Below are 16,623 nucleotides of genomic sequence, written 5' to 3' on the forward strand. Positions count from 1 at the left end.
CACCAGTTGGGAGGCGGTTCAGGGAACCGGTAAGCCTTCAGCAAGGAGGGGGAGATGAACGTACAGGAAATTATGCAAATAATACAGAATGTCGACTTCCGTCTGATCCAGGCAGGCGTCCTCCTGCTGATCCTGCTGCTCTTCTGGCGGGTCTTTGCGAGGATATCCCGACTCAACAAGGAAGTCGCACGGCTGAACGATCGCCTCGACCGGACCCGCGAGGATGTCCGGGGCATGAAAAAACCGCTGGTCGAATCGATTGTCCCGGCAGTCGCCGCCTTAGCCGCGGAACCGGCAGCAGCCGAAATGGAAGGCGGTCCCGTTGAGTCAGAGGAGAGTTTTTCGTTTTCGGCGGACAGTTTCGAACATCTGGAGACGGCCGATGAAGGCGAAGAATCCCCCTTCGACGCCTTCGCGGAGGATTCCTTTACCTTTGAGGATGAGGAAGAGGCTGATGAAATAGAGAGCCAAGCCTCTGCGGAAGAAGAGGATTCCCGGGACCCTTTTGGAAAGGGGCCTGAGCAGACGGAATGGGGTACTGTTTCAATGGCAGGATCCCCCTCCGATACGGATGACCTGGAAAGCAGCGAAACCGAATTTGCCGAGGAGGAACCGTACGGAGCCACGCCCGAATCTGAGGAGCCTGCCCGCCAGCCCTTCGCCGAGGAAAATTCGGATCCCGATGACTTCACCTTTGGAGAGCCTGCTGCAGAAGAACCCGCGCTGGAAGAAGCGGCTGGAGATACATATGAAGAGGAAGAGCCTTTCGGGGAAGAGACCTTTCCGGGAGAGGCCGTGGTCGAAGACTCCCCCCGGGAGGAGCCCATAGCGGAAAGAACACCGGCAGAGTCTTTCGCCGGTCCGTTGGCCAGCGAAACACCCATGGAACAAGAACCGGCGGGGCAGGATGAAGAGCCGTCGCAAGCCCCTTCCGCTACTGATGAGCCCAAGGAAGAAGAGCCCGGTATTCTTGCTCTGCCAGCGGATCCTGCAAGGCCCGGCGTCAACTTCGGCCGCTGTCTGTCCTGCAATTTCAAGCTCGCCTACCCTGCAAGACTTTCTGGGAAAGCGGTGCGCTGCCCGTCCTGCAAGGCCAAGCATGTACTCCCCTGACCGGGAAAACGGATCGATTGCAATACGGGAAACTGGAGAAAGAAACATGGAACTGGAAGTTCGTCTGTTCATTTTTGCCGAAGACGGTCAACTTCTTCCCCTGGACAAGGGGCGTTTTGACCAGGCCGTCGATCGCCAGGCCGCCATGCCGGAATTTTCCGGGCAATGCCTCAAGGTGGCTGGTGCGCTGGTCGATGGAGGAGAGGTGCAGGATGCCTTCGGGCAATTCGTTTATTTTGACGAAAAGGGTTTTGTCGACGAAGTCAAGCTGATCGAATCCATCCGCTACAGCGACAAAATCACCGAAGAAGGTTATCAGAACGAGTTTGTCTGGTCCCCCTCGGAAGAGGATCGGGACAGAATCAGAAAAGCCATCGGCTGAGTTGACCCCAAGAAGCCGCGACTCATCCCAGGGAGATTTTATTGATGGAAAAAACCGACGGCAACAAGGGTTGGAGCCTTTTTACGACGGCTCCCACCAAGCTGGACAAGGAATGGCTCCAGGGTGATCTGGAGATTCGCATCGATGCCTATCGTGCCCGTTACGAGTGGCCCGATGGTTATCCGCGCAGGGCCCAGGTGGCCGACGAACTTTTACCTTGGTCGGTCCCCTATTCCGACTACAATCCCCCTTACTATGTCGCACGGACGGTGCTCGACAACGACTGCACCCAAAAACCGGGCGGCTGGGCCGATCCGGAGGACGTGTCCAAGGTTGAAAGCTTTCCGGCCGAGTCCTTCGAAGGGACCCTGCAATTTGATGGACAGGGGCGTCCCCTCAATCCCCGCGGCAGATGCGGAATGGCCGGCAGGGGTCTGCTCGGCAAGTGGGGGCCGAACTTTGCCGCCGACCCGATCATTACCCGGCTTCACCCCAAATTCGGCGACCTTGAAATGCTCGCCGTCCAGCGTCGGGACAACGGGCAGTGGGCCATCCCCGGCGGCATGGTGGACAAGGGGGAGGACGTATCCCGGACCTTGGCAAGGGAATTGGCCGAGGAAACCGGAGTCACCCTCGACCTGTCCCAGGCGCAGCTGGTCTACCAGGGTTTTGTCGATGATCCCCGCACCACCGATCATGCCTGGATCGAGACGACGGCCAAGCACCTCCATCTGGACAAGGAGACCGCCGGCAAGCTGGAGCTCGAAGCCGGCAGCGATGCCCTGGCTGTTCATTGGCTGCCGATCACCGAACGCAGTCTGCACAAGCTCTACGCCAGCCACGGCTATTTCGTGGTCGCCGCCCTGGCCCAGCTCAACCGCCGCCAGCCCGGTCTGCTGCCGGACAGCGCCCTCAAGGCCCTGGCGGGATTTTTCAAGTAGAAGCCAAAAGCGTAAAAGCCAGGCCTTATTCACAAGCTTTTCACCACACGTTCGCTGCGCTCACTAGAGCACACAGAGATTACAGAGAAACGTCTTGGTATTCAAAGAATTTCTCTGTGTCCTCTGTGTGCTCTGCGGCGAATGCTTTAAATGGCCTTTTGCTTTCCGCAGCGCTGCGCGAGCACTGCCTTCCATCCTGCACATCGATAGCGACCTCATGTCTTCCTGGTATCTGCTGACTCTCGCTTCCCTGGTTCTGCTCGGCGGACAGCGGTTTCTCTACAAAGTTGCCGCCGAAGCCGGCTGCAACGCGGCGATGACGACCCTGTCCTTCATGGGATCGGTGGCTCTTTTCAGCTGGATCGCCTATTTCGCAGAGGGAGCCGTGTTTCTTCAGCCGGGTCCCCTGTTGATCGTGGGTCTCGTCAACAGCGTCGGTTTTCTCGGCAGTTCCCTCGCCTCGATCGAGGCGTTGAAGGAATTGCCTGCCAGTGTCGCCTATACCCTGACCCGGCTCAGTACGGTGCTGGTCGTGATCTTTTCTCTCCTCTATTTCGGGGAGCGGCTGAGCACCACCCAAAGCATCGGCGTGATCCTCGCCCTGGCAGTGCTTCTGCTCTTCGCCGGCAAGTGGGAGGATGGCGGCGAGAGGGCAGGGAACTACCGACGAGGTTTTTTCCTGGCCATCCTGGCGATATTGGCCGGAGCAGCCGCTTCCATCTCCAGCAAGTTCGCCGCGATGTATGTGGACAAATTCGGCTTCATGGCGGTTTCCTACTCCTTCGGCGCCCTGTTCTCCATCCTTGCCCGCAAACAGCTGCTGCCGGACAAGCCGGGAGAGCGGACCGGGCCCGCCCTCTGGATCGGACTGGCCATGGGTATTACGAATTTCATCGGCTACTATGCCCTGCTCGAAGCTCTGGCCGTGGGCCCTCTGGCGATCATCGCGCCCTTGACCAGCATGCACTTTGTCATTGCCATCCTTCTTTCACTCATCATCTACCGGGAGCGGACCTCCTTCCTGCGCCTGGCCGGAATCGGGCTCACCGTGGCGTCCATCCTTCTGATGAAAGCCTGATTTCCACTTAATCCTTCCCTGTTCCTCTCTTCTGTCCCCCGGCGAGAAGCCAAGATCGATCCCCTGCATACGGCAGGTTCCTAACCATTCTCGTGCCTTTGAGGGCTTCGTCCACTGTCAACTCACAGGCTGTTCAGTTTCTGTGCACAAGATGTTGTGTAGGTGATCATATTTTTTGTCTATATGTAGTGGATTTTGCCTTGACTCTGATTGGAGCTGTGTTACAGTGCGTAAGTCGCCGGCGATGCGTTCCCCCGCTGGAGTCGCCGGTCGTCCTTCTCTGTAATCATTTGAACCAAGCCGTTTCTCGAGATCCGGTCATTCACCAAGTCGACAGGCTCCTGAACGGGACTATTTTATTTTGGGAGGAAGCAGATGCTGCAGTTCATCCGCAAGCGGGATGGCCGACTGGTCCCCTTCGAAGAGGCCAAGATCGCCAGCGCCATCAAGAAGGCAGTGCGCGCAGTCCAGGGCACCGACATGGAGAAGGCGGTCCTGATTGCCCGGGAGGTGGTCGGAATTCTGGAGGTTATCTACAAGGACGGCCGCGTGCCGACTGTGGAAAACGTCCAGGACCTGGTCGAAAAGATCCTGATTGAAAAGGGTCACGCCAAAACCGCCAAGGCCTACATCCTTTACCGGCAGCAGCATCAGGCCCTCCGCCAGACCAAGGAGTTTATCCATCAGTCCATCGAGGCGATCGATTCCTATCTGACCCAGGAGGACTGGCGGGTCAATGAAAACGCCAATATGGGGTACTCCCTCCAGGGTCTCAACAACCACATCGCCGCCAACATCACCAGCAATTACTGGCTCAACAAGATCTATCCTTCCCCCATCGCCGATGCTCATCGGGACGGAGATTTTCATATCCATGATCTCGGCACCCTGGCCGTCTACTGCTGTGGCTGGGACCTCAAGGATTTGCTCCTCAAAGGTTTCACCGGCGCCTACGGCAAGATCGAAAGCGGTCCTCCGCGGCATTTCCGCACCGCCCTCGGCCAGGTGGTGAACTTTTTCTACACATTGCAGGGGGAGGCAGCCGGGGCTCAGGCCTTCGCCAACTTCGATACCCTGCTGGCGCCTTTTATCCGCTACGACAAGCTGACCTACAGGGAGGTCAAACAGTCGGTGCAGGAATTCATCTTCAACATGAACGTGCCGACGAGGGTCGGTTTCCAGACCCCCTTCACCAACATCACCCTCGACATGATGCCACCCCGCAACATGGCCGACGAGGCGGTGATCGTCGGCGGCGAATTGAAGGAGGAGTGCTACGGCGATTTCCAGCCGGAGATGGACCTCTTCAACCGCGCCTTCTGCGAAGTGATGATGGCCGGCGACCATTCAGGGCGGATCTTCTCCTTCCCGATACCGACCTACAACATTACCCACGGCTTCGACTGGGACAGCCTGCGCTTCCAGCCGATCTGGGAAATGACCGCCAAATACGGCATCCCCTACTTCAGCAATTTCATCAATTCGGACATGGACCCCGAGGATGCCCGCTCCATGTGCTGCCGCCTGCGGCTCGACAACCGGGAACTGCGCCGGCGCGGCGGCGGGCTGTTCGGCTCCAATCCCCTGACCGGTTCCATCGGCGTGGTGACCCTCAATCTGCCCCGGGCGGCCCATCTGGCCGAGGACAGGACCGGCTTCTTCAATCGCATTTCCGAATTGATGCGCATGGCCTACGAATCCTTGGAGATCAAGCGCAAGCAGCTCGAGCGGCTCACCGAGGAGGGGCTTTACCCCTACAGCCGTTTTTACCTCGCCGGCATTCGCGAGCGCATGGGCGAGTTCTGGGCCAACCATTTTTCCACCATCGGTCTGATCGGCATGAACGAAGCCTGCCAGAACCTGATCGGAGTCGGTATCGACACCGAGGAGGGCAAGTCCCTGGCGGTGGAAACCCTCAATTTCATGCGGCTGCAGCTCGAAGCCTTCCAGGAGGAGACGGGCCACCTCTACAACCTGGAGGCCACCCCGGCCGAAGGGACCAGCTTCCGCCTCGCCGACCGCGACCGTAAGAGGTATCCCGAGATTATCACCAGCGGCACGGAAAACGCCTTTTACACCAACTCGACCCAGTTGCCCGTCGGCTCCACCGACGACATCTTCGAGGCCCTCAGCCATCAGGATGCCCTGCAGACCCTTTATACCGGCGGCACCGTTTTCCACGGCTTCCTCGGCGAGCGGCTCGACGACTGGCGCAGCGCGCGGCTGCTGGTGCAGCGCATCGCCGAAAATTTCCATCTGCCGTACTTTACCATCAGCCCGACGTTTACCATCTGTCCGGTGCATGGCTACATCGCCGGGGAGCATTTTTCCTGCCCTCATCATCAGGACGAAAACGCGGCCTAAACAAGGAGACTGTTCATGGCGACCAAATGCAATGGCAAGACTGAAGTCTATTCCCGTGTATGCGGCTTTTTCCGTCCGGTGCAGCAGTGGAACAAGGGTAAGAAGGAGGAGTTCAAGGAGCGCTGCGAATTCAACATCAACCAGCGTGGACTCAAGGACTGATTTTCCATGGGTATCAAGGGATTCCAGGGAACCAGCCTGCTCGATTTCCCCGGCCGGATCGCCTCCCTGGTTTTCTACGGCGGCTGCAATCTGACCTGCCCTTACTGCCACAATCCTTCCCTTGTATTGACGCCGGACGAACTGGATGATTATCCAGTTCCGGCGCTGGTGGAGGATCTGGCGCGACGGAGAACCTTCATCGACGGAGTGGTGGTGTCCGGAGGCGAGCCGACCATCGACAAGGGCCTGCTTCCTTTGCTCAGCCAGATTAAAGCCCTGGGCCTGCTGGTCAAGCTCGACACCAATGGCCTGGAGCCGAAGGTCCTGAAGGAAGCGATCTGGGAGGGGCTGGTCGATTTCGTGGCCATAGACCTGAAAACCTCGCCGGCCCGTTACCAAGAACTTCATCCGGGAAAGGTGGACATCGCCAGGCTGGCCAAGAGCGTGCGCCTGCTCCTCGACAGCCCGGTGGACTACGAATTCCGTACTACCTGCGTGCCTACGCTGGTGGGCCAACCGGAAATCCGGGACCTCGGCGAAATGATTCGCGGCGCCCACCGCTGGGTCCTTCAGCAATTCGTCCCCCAGCACTCCCTGGCCCAATCGGCAAGGGAGATCCCTCCCTGCAGCGCCGAGGAACTCGGCCTCCTGGCCGAAACCGCGCGACAATATGTGGACGAGGTCGCCCTGCGCGGCCTCTAAACAGTGGTAGATGCGAGACTTGGGCTGCGGTAGGTTCCGCAGCCCTTTTTTTTGATACCGCATGCGGTTGCGATCTGTTTAGGTGTAAACAGGGCTGGTAAAAAGAGGGAACTTTTCAAGGACGTTTTGCCTGGTTGTATTGGGAGTATTGCATTAATTCCTGCTGGCTGATATCTTCACTCCATTGCGAAGACTCACATCCTCGGCTTGATTCAACACCCCTGGGGAAGATGGGGGGAGACAACAGCAAAATGGGACTCACATTGAGAAAGTTATCAGCGTTTCTATTTTTCTTTGCTTTATCTATTGGTAGTCCATTTTTAACTGATGGCCGTGAAAGCTATATCGGATACACAGAATCCGGCAAGGCTTCTTTCTACTCTGACAAAATCCACCATAAAAAAACTGCCAGTGGAGAACTTTATAAGCACAGTTTAAAAACTGCAGCTCATAAAAAGTTACCATTTGGTTCAAATGTTAAGGTAACGAACTTAAATAACGGTAAAAGTGTGATTGTGAAAATAAATGACCGTGGTCCTTTCAATGAAGATCGAATTATTGATCTTTCAAAATCAGCATTCAGTAGTATTGACAATAAATTATCGGGTATAATCAACGTAAAAATTGAAGTCGTCAAATAACACTGACAAATCGATCAATCCGTTTGCTTTATAGCACTCAAGAATTGATCTGCAAAGCAGCCTTGGATGCGGCATCCGATGGGCGGGCTGCATCGAGAATACGCTGCAGAAAAGTTTTCATCCCCATGCTCTCCCGCCACCTGCTGCTGATGGTTCCCATATCCCTGGTCAGATCCGGCAGGCCCTGCAGCGCCCTGCAAACGGCCGCGGCCATCGCGGTCTCTTCAAACCTCGGGAAGATGACCGCGCCACCTCCATATTTACGCGACATATCGGCCATCCAGGTTCCTTCCGGGATAACACTTATCCTTTCCATGGCCATTGCTTCGGAGAATATCCCGGATGTCTGCAAGGCGTACCCGGCTGGATTGTAGGGGAGCAGCACGAGATCCGCTCTGTTCATGGCATCCTGGTATTCATCCTGGGTCATTTCACCCCTATGGATGTCCACACGCGCCGCGCCGATCGGCCCGATTTCCTGGCGCCAGCGATGTTCCCAACCTTCCGGGTTGGCCTGTAACAAAAATCGACAATCGGGAGATTGTTCCAGAACCCTGGCGATCACCGAGCCTATCAGATCGGCTCCTTTTTCCTTCCGCATATGCCCCAAAAAAACGATCAAGGGCGGTTTGCCGGCGGAGGTGTTGTCTATTCGGCGGGTGGGAAGATCGTGTTGAACGGGGATGGGAAAAGAGAGAACCGGGTGGCCAAGGATGCGGGTCATGGCCTGGGCGAAGGTGGTGCTGCCGGCAGACAACAGGAGCCGGTTGTTGCCCAGTTCCTGGCGAAGGCGGGAAAAGGCGACGCGGTACAGCAGCGCCGGTTTTAACCTGAATCGCCACTCGCCTGTTTTGCTTCCAGGTTTTGAAATGTCGTCGATCATGAAGTTAATGGCCACAAAAGGACGTTTTTCTCGAGGGATCCGAGACAGCCATAACGCCAGACCCTGCATGTCGCGTGCCTTGGTGAGGGTGGAAACCAGGACGTCGGAAGCAGAAACCATCCCAGGATTCAGGTTCAACAACTCTCTGCACATCATTTGCCCATAGACTCTGAAATCCAGAAACTGTCCCAGCCACCATTTGTGAAAAAGTCGCTGGTAGGGTGTGAGCTGGAAGAGAGGAAGGGCTCCCAGTTCATCGCGAATCGTGTCCTTGATCTCCCGATGAGCCAGGATTGTGCACTCCTGGCCATTTTGGGTGGCCGTTTCCTTAAACGCGCGGGCTTCCATGTAGTGATGGCCGCTCATGTCGATCAGTCCGGCGGCAATGAGGATGAGTCTCATGTAAATGCCTTGTCAGATGAACCTGTAAGTCATGCTGTCTTTCAAAATCACGTTTTCCATAATCTGGTTGTGCGGCTGGCAGGTACACCGAGGACAGTCGTTCAGGTCGATAGCCTCGTGAATTTTCCAGTGGCGATCACTTCCCCAGAAATCTGCGATTTCCCTCACCGACACTCCCACGCCGGGGGCCTCCAGCCGTCAATCTCCGCGCCGGTCACAGCAGAGGCCTAATCGAAACTGTTCTCTCATGTCATCTCGCGGCGGCATGATAACGCAGGTCATAAAAATCGCATGACAAAGGTTGAAACTGTTACAGGGATTGAGGTCGCTGCCGAATTTGTGGAAAATGCCATAGACGCCGAAGGTTTCGTCTTCCAGGGAACGGATGCGATCCATGGCTGCTTCCAGACGACGGATGTCCTCGTGACGAAAAAGGGGTGGCGAAGATGAGGATAACTTGTCCCAGGCAATCCCCACCGGGCGCAAATGGAAATTCGCACATCCCAACTCCTTGGCAAGCCGGGCTGCAGGGACTATTTCATCGATATTCTCGGGGGTCAGAAGGTATTTGTAGGAAATCTCCGCCCGGCCGCCAACCTTTGCCAGGCGGCAGCTGTGAGCCGCAGCAAAAGAGGCCAATTGCTCTATGTTGCGCACTACCTTCTCGAAGCAGTCGACCTTTTTGAGTCTCTGGTAGGTGGCGGCGGTCCCGGCGTCTACCGACACGCCGACCCAGGTGCATTTGGATAAAGGCTCCAGCAGGCACTCCATGCTGGTGCCGTTGGTTACAACCCCCACTTCGATGCCACCGGCCACCACACGATCGATGAAGGTGCCGATATCGGGATGCAACAGAGGCTCCCCTCCACCGGCAATACAGATGGCCTCTACCCCTGCAGCCCACGCTGGAGAGCCGTGCCATGACGGCAGGAAATCAGCTAATGCCATCAGGGTATCCCTGCTCATCATTTTGTTGTTCTCCTCCAGCACATACCCGGCGTTGCACCAACTGCACCTGAGGTTGCAACGATTGACAGGGTCGATAGTGACCAGGGCTGGTTGGGGTACAGGCATCCCACGGGCGATATGGCGCCAGCGATAGACCTGCGCCAGGAGCTTATAGCTGTTGAAAGGGTTCCATTTTTTTTGCGGCGACCATTCTTCCAAAAATCATTCCTCCCTTTCTGCCCGCGTTGGGCGGTGGCGATGGCGCCAATCTAGCCCTGCCCTTGAGATCCCGTCAAGTCTGTAAAAGATTCCAATGTCATCAGAGCCGTGGCCGCGCTGCGAAACCACCGCCCGGCTAACGGCCAGTAACCCCCCGTTTTTTGCTTTTAACCCTGCAGAATTTATAATTAAGATGAATGCCAAGCCGGCTGGGTGACTTTCTACAGGTCCGGGACATTTCCAGGAGGTGCTCTTGAGCAGAAAAAGCGGCAGGGAATTTATGGAGCAGACCAAACACAAGTATATGAGTCCGAGCGATCAGCAAAGGAATTTGCCGCAGCCACCCCTGACCTGGCCGGGGCAGGAAGATCGTGCTAATATCGATCTTCCTGCCCCGGCCGGACTGGTCGTGAAGCCGGTTGACATGCTGGAGGTGATCACCCGGAGGGTCAGCCATCGGGATTACGCGGATGTGCCACTGTCACTGCTGGAGCTGTCCTATCTGCTGTGGTGCACACAGGGGGTCAAGAAAGTCTATGCCGATTACATGACCTTGCGAACCGTGCCTTCCGCCGGCGCCCGCCATGCCTTTGAAACGGTTCTGCTGGTCAACCGGGTGGAGGACCTCGAGCCGGGGGTGTATCGCTATCTGGCGATCGGGCATCGACTGGAGCTCGTCTCCACTCTGCCCGATTTTGCCGAACGCTTTACCGCTGCCTGTTATGATCAGCGATTCATTGCCGATTGTGGGGTAACCTTTTTGTGGGTGGCCGTGCCTTACCGGATGACATGGCGCTATTCTGAACGGGGCTACCGCTACCTGCACCTCGATGCCGGTCATGTCTGCCAGAACCTCTATCTTGCGGCGGAAGCCATCGGTGCCGGGGTGTGTGCCGTGGCGGCTTTTAACGACGAGGAACTGAACAGTCTTCTGGGCCTGGATCCGGAGGAGGCGTTCGTCATCTATCTCGCTGCCGTTGGCAAATTGTTGCAGTAACCAGGGCGATCCCTGCCCTCTGCCAGGAAAAGCCATGAATTCGTATGAGTTGCTGGAGAAGCTCTGCAACCTGCCCGGGGTGACCGGTTTCGAAGAGGCGGTGCGCGAAACAATTGCCAAGATCGTCGAGCCTATGGTCGACGAGCTTCGGGTTGACACTCTGGGAAATCTGATTGCCATACGACGAGGTCTTTCCGGTTTCAGACTGATGCTGGATGCGCACATGGATGAGATCGGTTTTCTGGTGCAGCACATTGACGAGCAGGGCTTCATCCGCATCGTTCCCGTAGGCAGCTGGGATCAGCGGTTGCTTCCAAGTCATCTGCTGACGATTGTAACCGCCGACGGACGGCGTATCGAGGGGGTGGTTGGCACGCAGCCGCCGCACATTCTGAGGCCGTTCGATATGGACAAGGTTATCCCTATGGAGGAGATGTTTCTCGACATCGGCGCAACGACGCGGCAGGAGGTCGTTGCGGCAGGGGTGTCCATAGGCGATCCGATCCTCGCGCATTATCCTTTCCGCCGAATCGGCCGGGAGACGGTGGCGGGCAAGGCACTCGACGATCGGGCGGGCTGCGCAGCGATCATCAGGACGCTACAGGCCCTGCAGGGAGCGGAAATCGAGGCGACCGTCGTCGCTGCCTTCGTGGTGGCAGAGGAGCGGGGTATGATGGGAGCTCGTACGGCCGCTTACCAGGCCGAACCGGATCTGGCGATCGTTGTGGAGGGGACAACCGCAGCCGATATCCCCGGAGTCCCGCCGCAGCGGCAACCCTCCGGGCAGGGGAAGGGACCGGTCATCACTGTCGCCGACAACAGCTTCATCGCCCCGAGGCGGCTAGTGAAGGCGCTGGAAGATACAGCCGTGCGCGAGAGCATTCCGTACCAGATCAAAACCCCCTGCTATGGCAGCACCGATGCCGGGGTCATTCACCAGTCACGAGCCGGCATATTCACCGGCATCGTCTCCGTACCCTGCCGCTACATCCACTCGCCATTCAGCACCTGCCGCCTCAGCGACTTCGATTACACCTGGAAGCTCCTGGCGGCTTTCTGCAGGGAAGCCACTCGAATCGATCGAGCTTGAAAGGCCGGCCATGGCGCGTTCGAGTCTGTTGGGAATTCGTATCCTTGACCGGTTTTCCATTCGCAGGCATGATATGCGCAGCATCTTCCCAATGAAAACAGCCCGTTGAAAGTGTCGACGTATTCAAGGGAATGCGGGGCACCGAGGTAAAAACAGGATGACAAGCAGCGAGTGGAGCACCGAAATTGTCAACTCGCGAATCTGCGATGCGGCCGGCAGGAAACGCTATGCTGCCGGCTCTCCGGACCTTGAAGAAGTCGAGGCATATTCGCGATGTCTGCCAGAGAACAGCCGTATCGGCGTCGTCCTGGGGATGACTCCGGAACTGAGAAATTTAGCGGCAAGACATTGCATCCAGCTGATTTGCATAGACCATAGCGGCTCGGCCATATCCACTTACCGGGACTGGCTGTCACCTTCCCTGGCCGCCAGGGAGCATATAATTCAAGGGGACTGGAACGACCTGAAGAACGTCCTCCCCGAACCTGCCGATTTTATTCTTGGTGACGGAATTTTCGGCAACGTTGTCCCCTTCGCCGACTATTCCAGTCTGCTCGGCCTGATAAGCTCGGCACTGTCCCCCCGAGGCTGTTTTGTCACCCGCCAGTGTCTCATGCTGGAGGGGATTCCGGAAAATGGGCAGCACCGGCAATGGCTGCTCAAAAGATATCGGAATAAGGATCTGGATGAGGCAGGGTTCGGTCTGAGTATGCGCCTGCACGGCTATGCAGATATGGCCTACGATCGGGAAACCTCGATTCTGGATAACAAAAAGGTTTTCGCTGCAATTGAAGCCGATTTTCAAGCCGGTTTTTTTCAACTCTCCGAATATCAGATTATACGGCGGTACTTTTTTCAGGGGTTGAACTCCATCCCATCAAAAGAAAACTGGGAAACAATGTTGAAGGCGAACAACTTCCGCTTCGAAAGGCAATGTTGTAAAGGGAAATACTGGTATCAGTACTACTCGATATATTCCTGCCGTCCTGCCGAAAGGGGTCAAGTCCGCCCTTGACCCGCCCAGGCCCGTAATCCCCCCCCCCGAAAAAGCCTGATTTCAGAGAGAAGCGGCAGCCTGAGACCTTATTTTCTGAAGGGTTTGCCAACAAGATGCCGGTACGGCTCGCAGGTGGCAAGCAGTACGGGGTGGCGACCGGTGGCGACAATGCGGCCTTTTTCCATGTAGCAGACCTGATCCATCTGATCCAGTATCTCCTCATGGTGGGTGATCAGCAGGACGGTTTTGCCCCTGAGACTGGCGAAAAGGGTGGTATTGAACTGCAGGCGGGTTTCGTTGTCGAGCCCTTCGGTCGGTTCGTCAAGAATCCAGATCGGGGCATCCTTGAGCAGGGCACGGGCCAGGGCCAGTCGCCTCGCCTCCCCGCCGGACAGCTGCGATCCTCCTTCCCCGGCCCAGGTATCCAGACCCTGGGGCAGACTGCTGACGAAGTCAGCCAGCCGGGCCTGTTCCAGTGCCTGCATCAACCGGCTGTCGGTTGCCCCCGGAGCCGCGACCAGCATATTCTCACGTAAAGTTGTATTGAAAATGTGGGTTTCCTGTGAAATAAGGGTGATCAGGCCGCGCAGCTGCGGTTCACTGAACCGGCGCAGATCGGTACCCCCGATGGTGATAATTCCTTGCCTGGGATCCCAGAAACGGGTCAGCAGGTGTGCCAATGTGGTTTTGCCACAGCCAGAGGGGCCGACCAGAGCCAGGGTGGCCTGCTGCGGCAAGCGCAGCTCGATCCGATCGACGGCGTTTTCCCGGTTGTCCAACGGATAACGGAAGCTGACATCGTGGAATTCGATATCCGTGTTGCAGGGGTCGGGGGCGCCGTTTTCGATAAAGGTAATGTCGGTGGGCACTGCGGTGACCGCGAGAACGCGCCCTGCTGCCGAACGGATTTTGCCAAAGGTCTGCCAGGCTGACGGCAGAGGCATCACGGCCTCGAAGGCGGCCAGAACTCCAAAGGTGATCGCTGCCAGGAGGGGGCCGCTAAAATGTCCCCCCTGGGCAAGCGGGATGGCGACATAGAGTGCTCCGACTGTGGCGATACCGGCCAGCAGTGTCAGCATGGCACTGCCGAAACCGCTGATTACCGCCATTTTTTCCTGCAGCTTGAGCAGCTTGGAGCTTTCATCCAAACGCAGCAGAACATGGCGGTTGTGAGCCCCGTAGATGAGCAGATCGGCAATCCCCTGCAGATCTTCAAGCAGATTGGCCCGAAACAGGGCGGCCTGCCGCTGAATCCGGCAACCCACCAGATGCCCCAGGCGTTGGGCCAGCAGGGGAACCGCCACGCCGCCGGCGAGCATGGACACCAGGAACAGAATGGCCGCTTGCGGGGCGATCCACCACAGCAATGCGCAGACCAGAACGACGGTACAGCCTGCGACAAGGGACGGGGCGAGCACCCGGATGAAGAGCCCGTCAAGGGCATCGATATCGGCGACAATTCGGCCCAGCAGGTCGCCGCTACGGAATCGGAAGAGACTGGCCGGCGCCTGGGGCTCGATTCGTCGGTACAACCAGACCCGCAGGGAGGAGAGCAGTCGCAAGGTGGTTTCATGGGCGATGATCCGCTCGGCATAGCGGCCGGCGGTGCGAATCACGGCACAGCTGCGAATGCCGGCGCTGGGGAGCAGCATATTGAAACTCTGCGCCGCTATGAGACCCGCCCCTGCAATTGCGGCACCGCTGAGAAACCAGCCGGAAACGGCAAGCAGGCCGACACTGGCCAACAGGGTCAGAACACCGGAAACAAGTGCCAGGAGGGCCCACTGGCGATGTGGCCGCAACAGCTGGAGGAAGGGCAACAGAACCTTCATGGCAGCACCCCGATGCCGCTGTGGACCAACCCCGCGTAGATGCCGTCACGGGCCAGCAAGGAGCCATGGTCACCGTCTTCGACGATGGCTCCCTCGGCCATGACCACAATCCGGTCGGCAGCGCGGGCCGTGTCCAGGCGATGGGTCAGCATGATAACGGTTCTGCCCTCTGCCAGTTCCCGCAGGCTCTCCATCACCAGCCGCTCATTGCGGACGTCCAGGCCTGCGGTCGGTTCATCCAGCAGCAGGAGGGGCGCTTTTTTGGCAAAGGCGCGGGCCAGGGCCAACCGCCGTGCCTGTCCCCCGGAAAGAAGTTTTCCCTGCTCTCCGACGGGAGTATCGAGGCCGAGAGGAAAATCGGCGGAAAAGTCGATGACTCGGGCCGCCTTTGCCGCATTCTCGATCTGATGCTCATCCAGGTGCGGGTTCCCCATAGAGATATTCTCTCTTATGCTGCCGAAAAACAGGGTTGGCCGTTGAGGCACCCAGGCGACCAGCTCCCTCCAGCCGGAAGGTGACCAGTCGCTCAGTTCCTTGCCGTTGATCAGGATCTGCCCCTCCTGCAGGGGCAGGAATTGCAGCAGCAGCTGGAGCAGGGTGCTTTTCCCGGACCCGCTGGCACCCACCACGGCAATCCATTCGCCCGGTTTCACGGACAGGCAGAGATTGTTCAGCGCGGGCCGTCCCTGCTCGTAGGTGAAGGATACCTGTTGGAGTTCGAGGTCGATGGAGCCCGGACGGAGGTCGGCCTGTCTTCCCTTTTCGTCAAGGGGTTTTGCCTGGGCCAGGATATGACGAATCTCCTCGGCGGCACCCAAGGCTTCAGCACGGGCATGGTAATGAACGCCCAGTTCCCGCAGAGGCTGATAGAACTCCGGTGCCAGCAGCAGTACAAACAGTCCGGTCTGCAGGGTCAGACCTCGCCCGTAAAAACCGAAATCGAGATGCTGCAGAAAAGTCATGCCCAAAAAAACCGCCGTCAGGGCAATCGCCATGGACGTGAAGAATTCCAGTGCTGCCGATGAAAGAAAGGCGACCCGCAGGACCGCCATGGTGCCCTTGCGGTAATTTTCGGACGTTGAGCCGATTCGATCGGCCTCCCCGGCGGATCTCCCGAACAGTTTCAGGGTGGGCAATCCCTGCAGGGTATCGAGGAAATGGGCGCTCATCCGGGAAAGCTGCTGGAAATTTTTTTGACTGAGTTTGTCGGCACCCCGCCCGATCATGACCATGAACAGGGGGATGAGGGGTGCGGTCAGGGCGAAGGTCAGGCCCACCATCCAGCTGATGGAAAAAACGACCAGAACGATCATCAGCGGAACCAGCAGAGCCAGTTTGATTTGAGGCTGATAATGGGCAACATAGCCGTGCAGGGCCTCAACCCTTTCCAGAAGGGTACAGACCAGCGGTGCCACCTGTTTTTTGCGGACGGCGGTTGGTCCCAGCTGGTTCAGCTGTTGTAAAAGATGCTGACGGACCGTCTGTCTCATCAGGGTCGAAGCCCGCTGGCTGCACAGCTCCCGTCCCCACACCAGCACGGAGCGAAGGATGATGACGCACAGCAAGGCCGCAAAAAACGGAAGCATGGCTTCCCGCTGGATCCCCCGGATAACGGCCTGATGGATAACGGAAGCCACGAGCCAGGCCTGCAGGATGATACAGAATCCGGCTATGCCTCCGAACAGGGTGGATAAAAAAACCCAGCGCCGGGAGCGGGGGCTGAGGGAGGCAATCAGGTCGATGGCCGATAAAGTTGCCAAGAAAGAAAACCTTTCGGAAAGTGAGATTCCAGAAGACTGTCCGACATGGGCATGAATCTGGGATCCCCAGGTCCGGCTGGCTTCTACCGGAAAATACCATCATGATAGGAAA

13 protein-coding genes and 1 pseudogene are annotated in these 16,623 nt (G+C 57.5%); 10 read left to right on the forward strand and 4 right to left on the reverse strand.

The genetic code is table 11. The features are described 5' to 3' along the window. The first annotated feature begins 54 nt into the window (after positions 1 to 54). The 7 genes and pseudogenes from R2940_08110 to R2940_08140 all read left to right on the forward strand — a co-directional run bounded on the left by R2940_08110 (position 55) and on the right by R2940_08140 (position 7,383). The gene (locus R2940_08110) at positions 55 to 1,113 is read left to right on the forward strand and encodes a hypothetical protein (GenBank protein MEZ4599738.1); all 1,059 of its coding nucleotides are present in this window, start codon (positions 55 to 57) and stop codon (positions 1,111 to 1,113) included. Between the two features lie 46 nt (positions 1,114 to 1,159). Further along, positions 1,160 to 1,495 carry a hypothetical protein gene (locus R2940_08115; protein MEZ4599739.1) on the forward strand — a complete coding sequence of 112 codons (336 nt, stop codon included), beginning with the start codon at positions 1,160 to 1,162 and terminating at the stop codon, positions 1,493 to 1,495. Positions 1,496 to 1,539: 44 nt separating this feature from the next. Continuing rightward, the gene (locus tag R2940_08120) at positions 1,540 to 2,436 is read left to right on the forward strand and encodes an NUDIX domain-containing protein (GenBank protein ID MEZ4599740.1); all 897 of its coding nucleotides are present in this window, start codon (positions 1,540 to 1,542) and stop codon (positions 2,434 to 2,436) included. Positions 2,437 to 2,530: 94 nt separating this feature from the next. Continuing rightward, the gene (locus R2940_08125; GenBank protein ID MEZ4599741.1) at positions 2,531 to 3,514 is read left to right on the forward strand and encodes an EamA family transporter; all 984 of its coding nucleotides are present in this window, start codon (positions 2,531 to 2,533) and stop codon (positions 3,512 to 3,514) included. Positions 3,515 to 3,889: 375 nt separating this feature from the next. Then, positions 3,890 to 6,040: pseudogene (locus R2940_08130) on the forward strand (ribonucleoside triphosphate reductase). Between the two features lie 6 nt (positions 6,041 to 6,046). After that, a complete protein-coding gene (locus R2940_08135; protein MEZ4599742.1) occupies positions 6,047 to 6,742 on the forward strand; it encodes an anaerobic ribonucleoside-triphosphate reductase activating protein in 696 nt (231 codons plus the stop codon). Between the two features lie 251 nt (positions 6,743 to 6,993). Then, on the forward strand, positions 6,994 to 7,383 hold the full coding sequence (locus R2940_08140) for a septal ring lytic transglycosylase RlpA family protein (GenBank protein ID MEZ4599743.1): 390 nt from the start codon (positions 6,994 to 6,996) through the stop codon (positions 7,381 to 7,383). 37 nt (positions 7,384 to 7,420) lie between these two features. On the opposite strand, the gene R2940_08145 is transcribed toward R2940_08140, so the two are convergent. Both R2940_08145 and R2940_08150 read right to left on the reverse strand, forming a co-directional pair. Beyond that, positions 7,421 to 8,668: a glycosyltransferase gene (locus R2940_08145; protein ID MEZ4599744.1), complete on the reverse strand. Its 1,248-nt coding sequence runs from the start codon at positions 8,666 to 8,668 to the stop codon at positions 7,421 to 7,423. A gap of 198 nt (positions 8,669 to 8,866) precedes the next feature. Continuing rightward, the gene (locus tag R2940_08150) at positions 8,867 to 9,835 is read right to left on the reverse strand and encodes a radical SAM protein (protein ID MEZ4599745.1); all 969 of its coding nucleotides are present in this window, start codon (positions 9,833 to 9,835) and stop codon (positions 8,867 to 8,869) included. A gap of 253 nt (positions 9,836 to 10,088) precedes the next feature. On the opposite strand from R2940_08150, the gene R2940_08155 reads away from it, so the two are divergent. From R2940_08155 to R2940_08165, 3 genes are all read left to right on the forward strand, one after another. Then, entirely contained in the window at positions 10,089 to 10,832 is a 744-nt protein-coding gene (locus R2940_08155) for a SagB/ThcOx family dehydrogenase (GenBank protein MEZ4599746.1), read from the forward strand. A gap of 34 nt (positions 10,833 to 10,866) precedes the next feature. Beyond that, positions 10,867 to 11,922 (forward strand): M20/M25/M40 family metallo-hydrolase, encoded by a 1,056-nt coding sequence (locus tag R2940_08160; GenBank protein MEZ4599747.1) that lies wholly within the window; start codon positions 10,867 to 10,869, stop codon positions 11,920 to 11,922. Positions 11,923 to 12,079: 157 nt separating this feature from the next. Further along, a complete protein-coding gene (locus tag R2940_08165) occupies positions 12,080 to 12,937 on the forward strand; it encodes a class I SAM-dependent methyltransferase (protein ID MEZ4599748.1) in 858 nt (285 codons plus the stop codon). Between the two features lie 68 nt (positions 12,938 to 13,005). Here R2940_08165 and cydC read toward each other — a convergent pair whose 3' ends face one another. After that, entirely contained in the window at positions 13,006 to 14,751 is a 1,746-nt protein-coding gene (cydC, locus tag R2940_08170) for a thiol reductant ABC exporter subunit CydC (protein MEZ4599749.1), read from the reverse strand. Beyond that, complete coding sequence (gene cydD / locus R2940_08175; GenBank protein MEZ4599750.1) at positions 14,748 to 16,511, reverse strand: thiol reductant ABC exporter subunit CydD; 1,764 nt, start codon at positions 16,509 to 16,511, stop codon at positions 14,748 to 14,750. Before cydD ends, cydC begins: the two co-directional genes overlap by 4 nt. Positions 16,512 to 16,623 lie beyond the last annotated feature (112 nt).

The organism is Syntrophotaleaceae bacterium, assembly GCA_041390365.1.
In the GTDB taxonomy this organism is placed as follows: Bacteria; Desulfobacterota; Desulfuromonadia; order Desulfuromonadales; family Syntrophotaleaceae; genus JAWKQB01.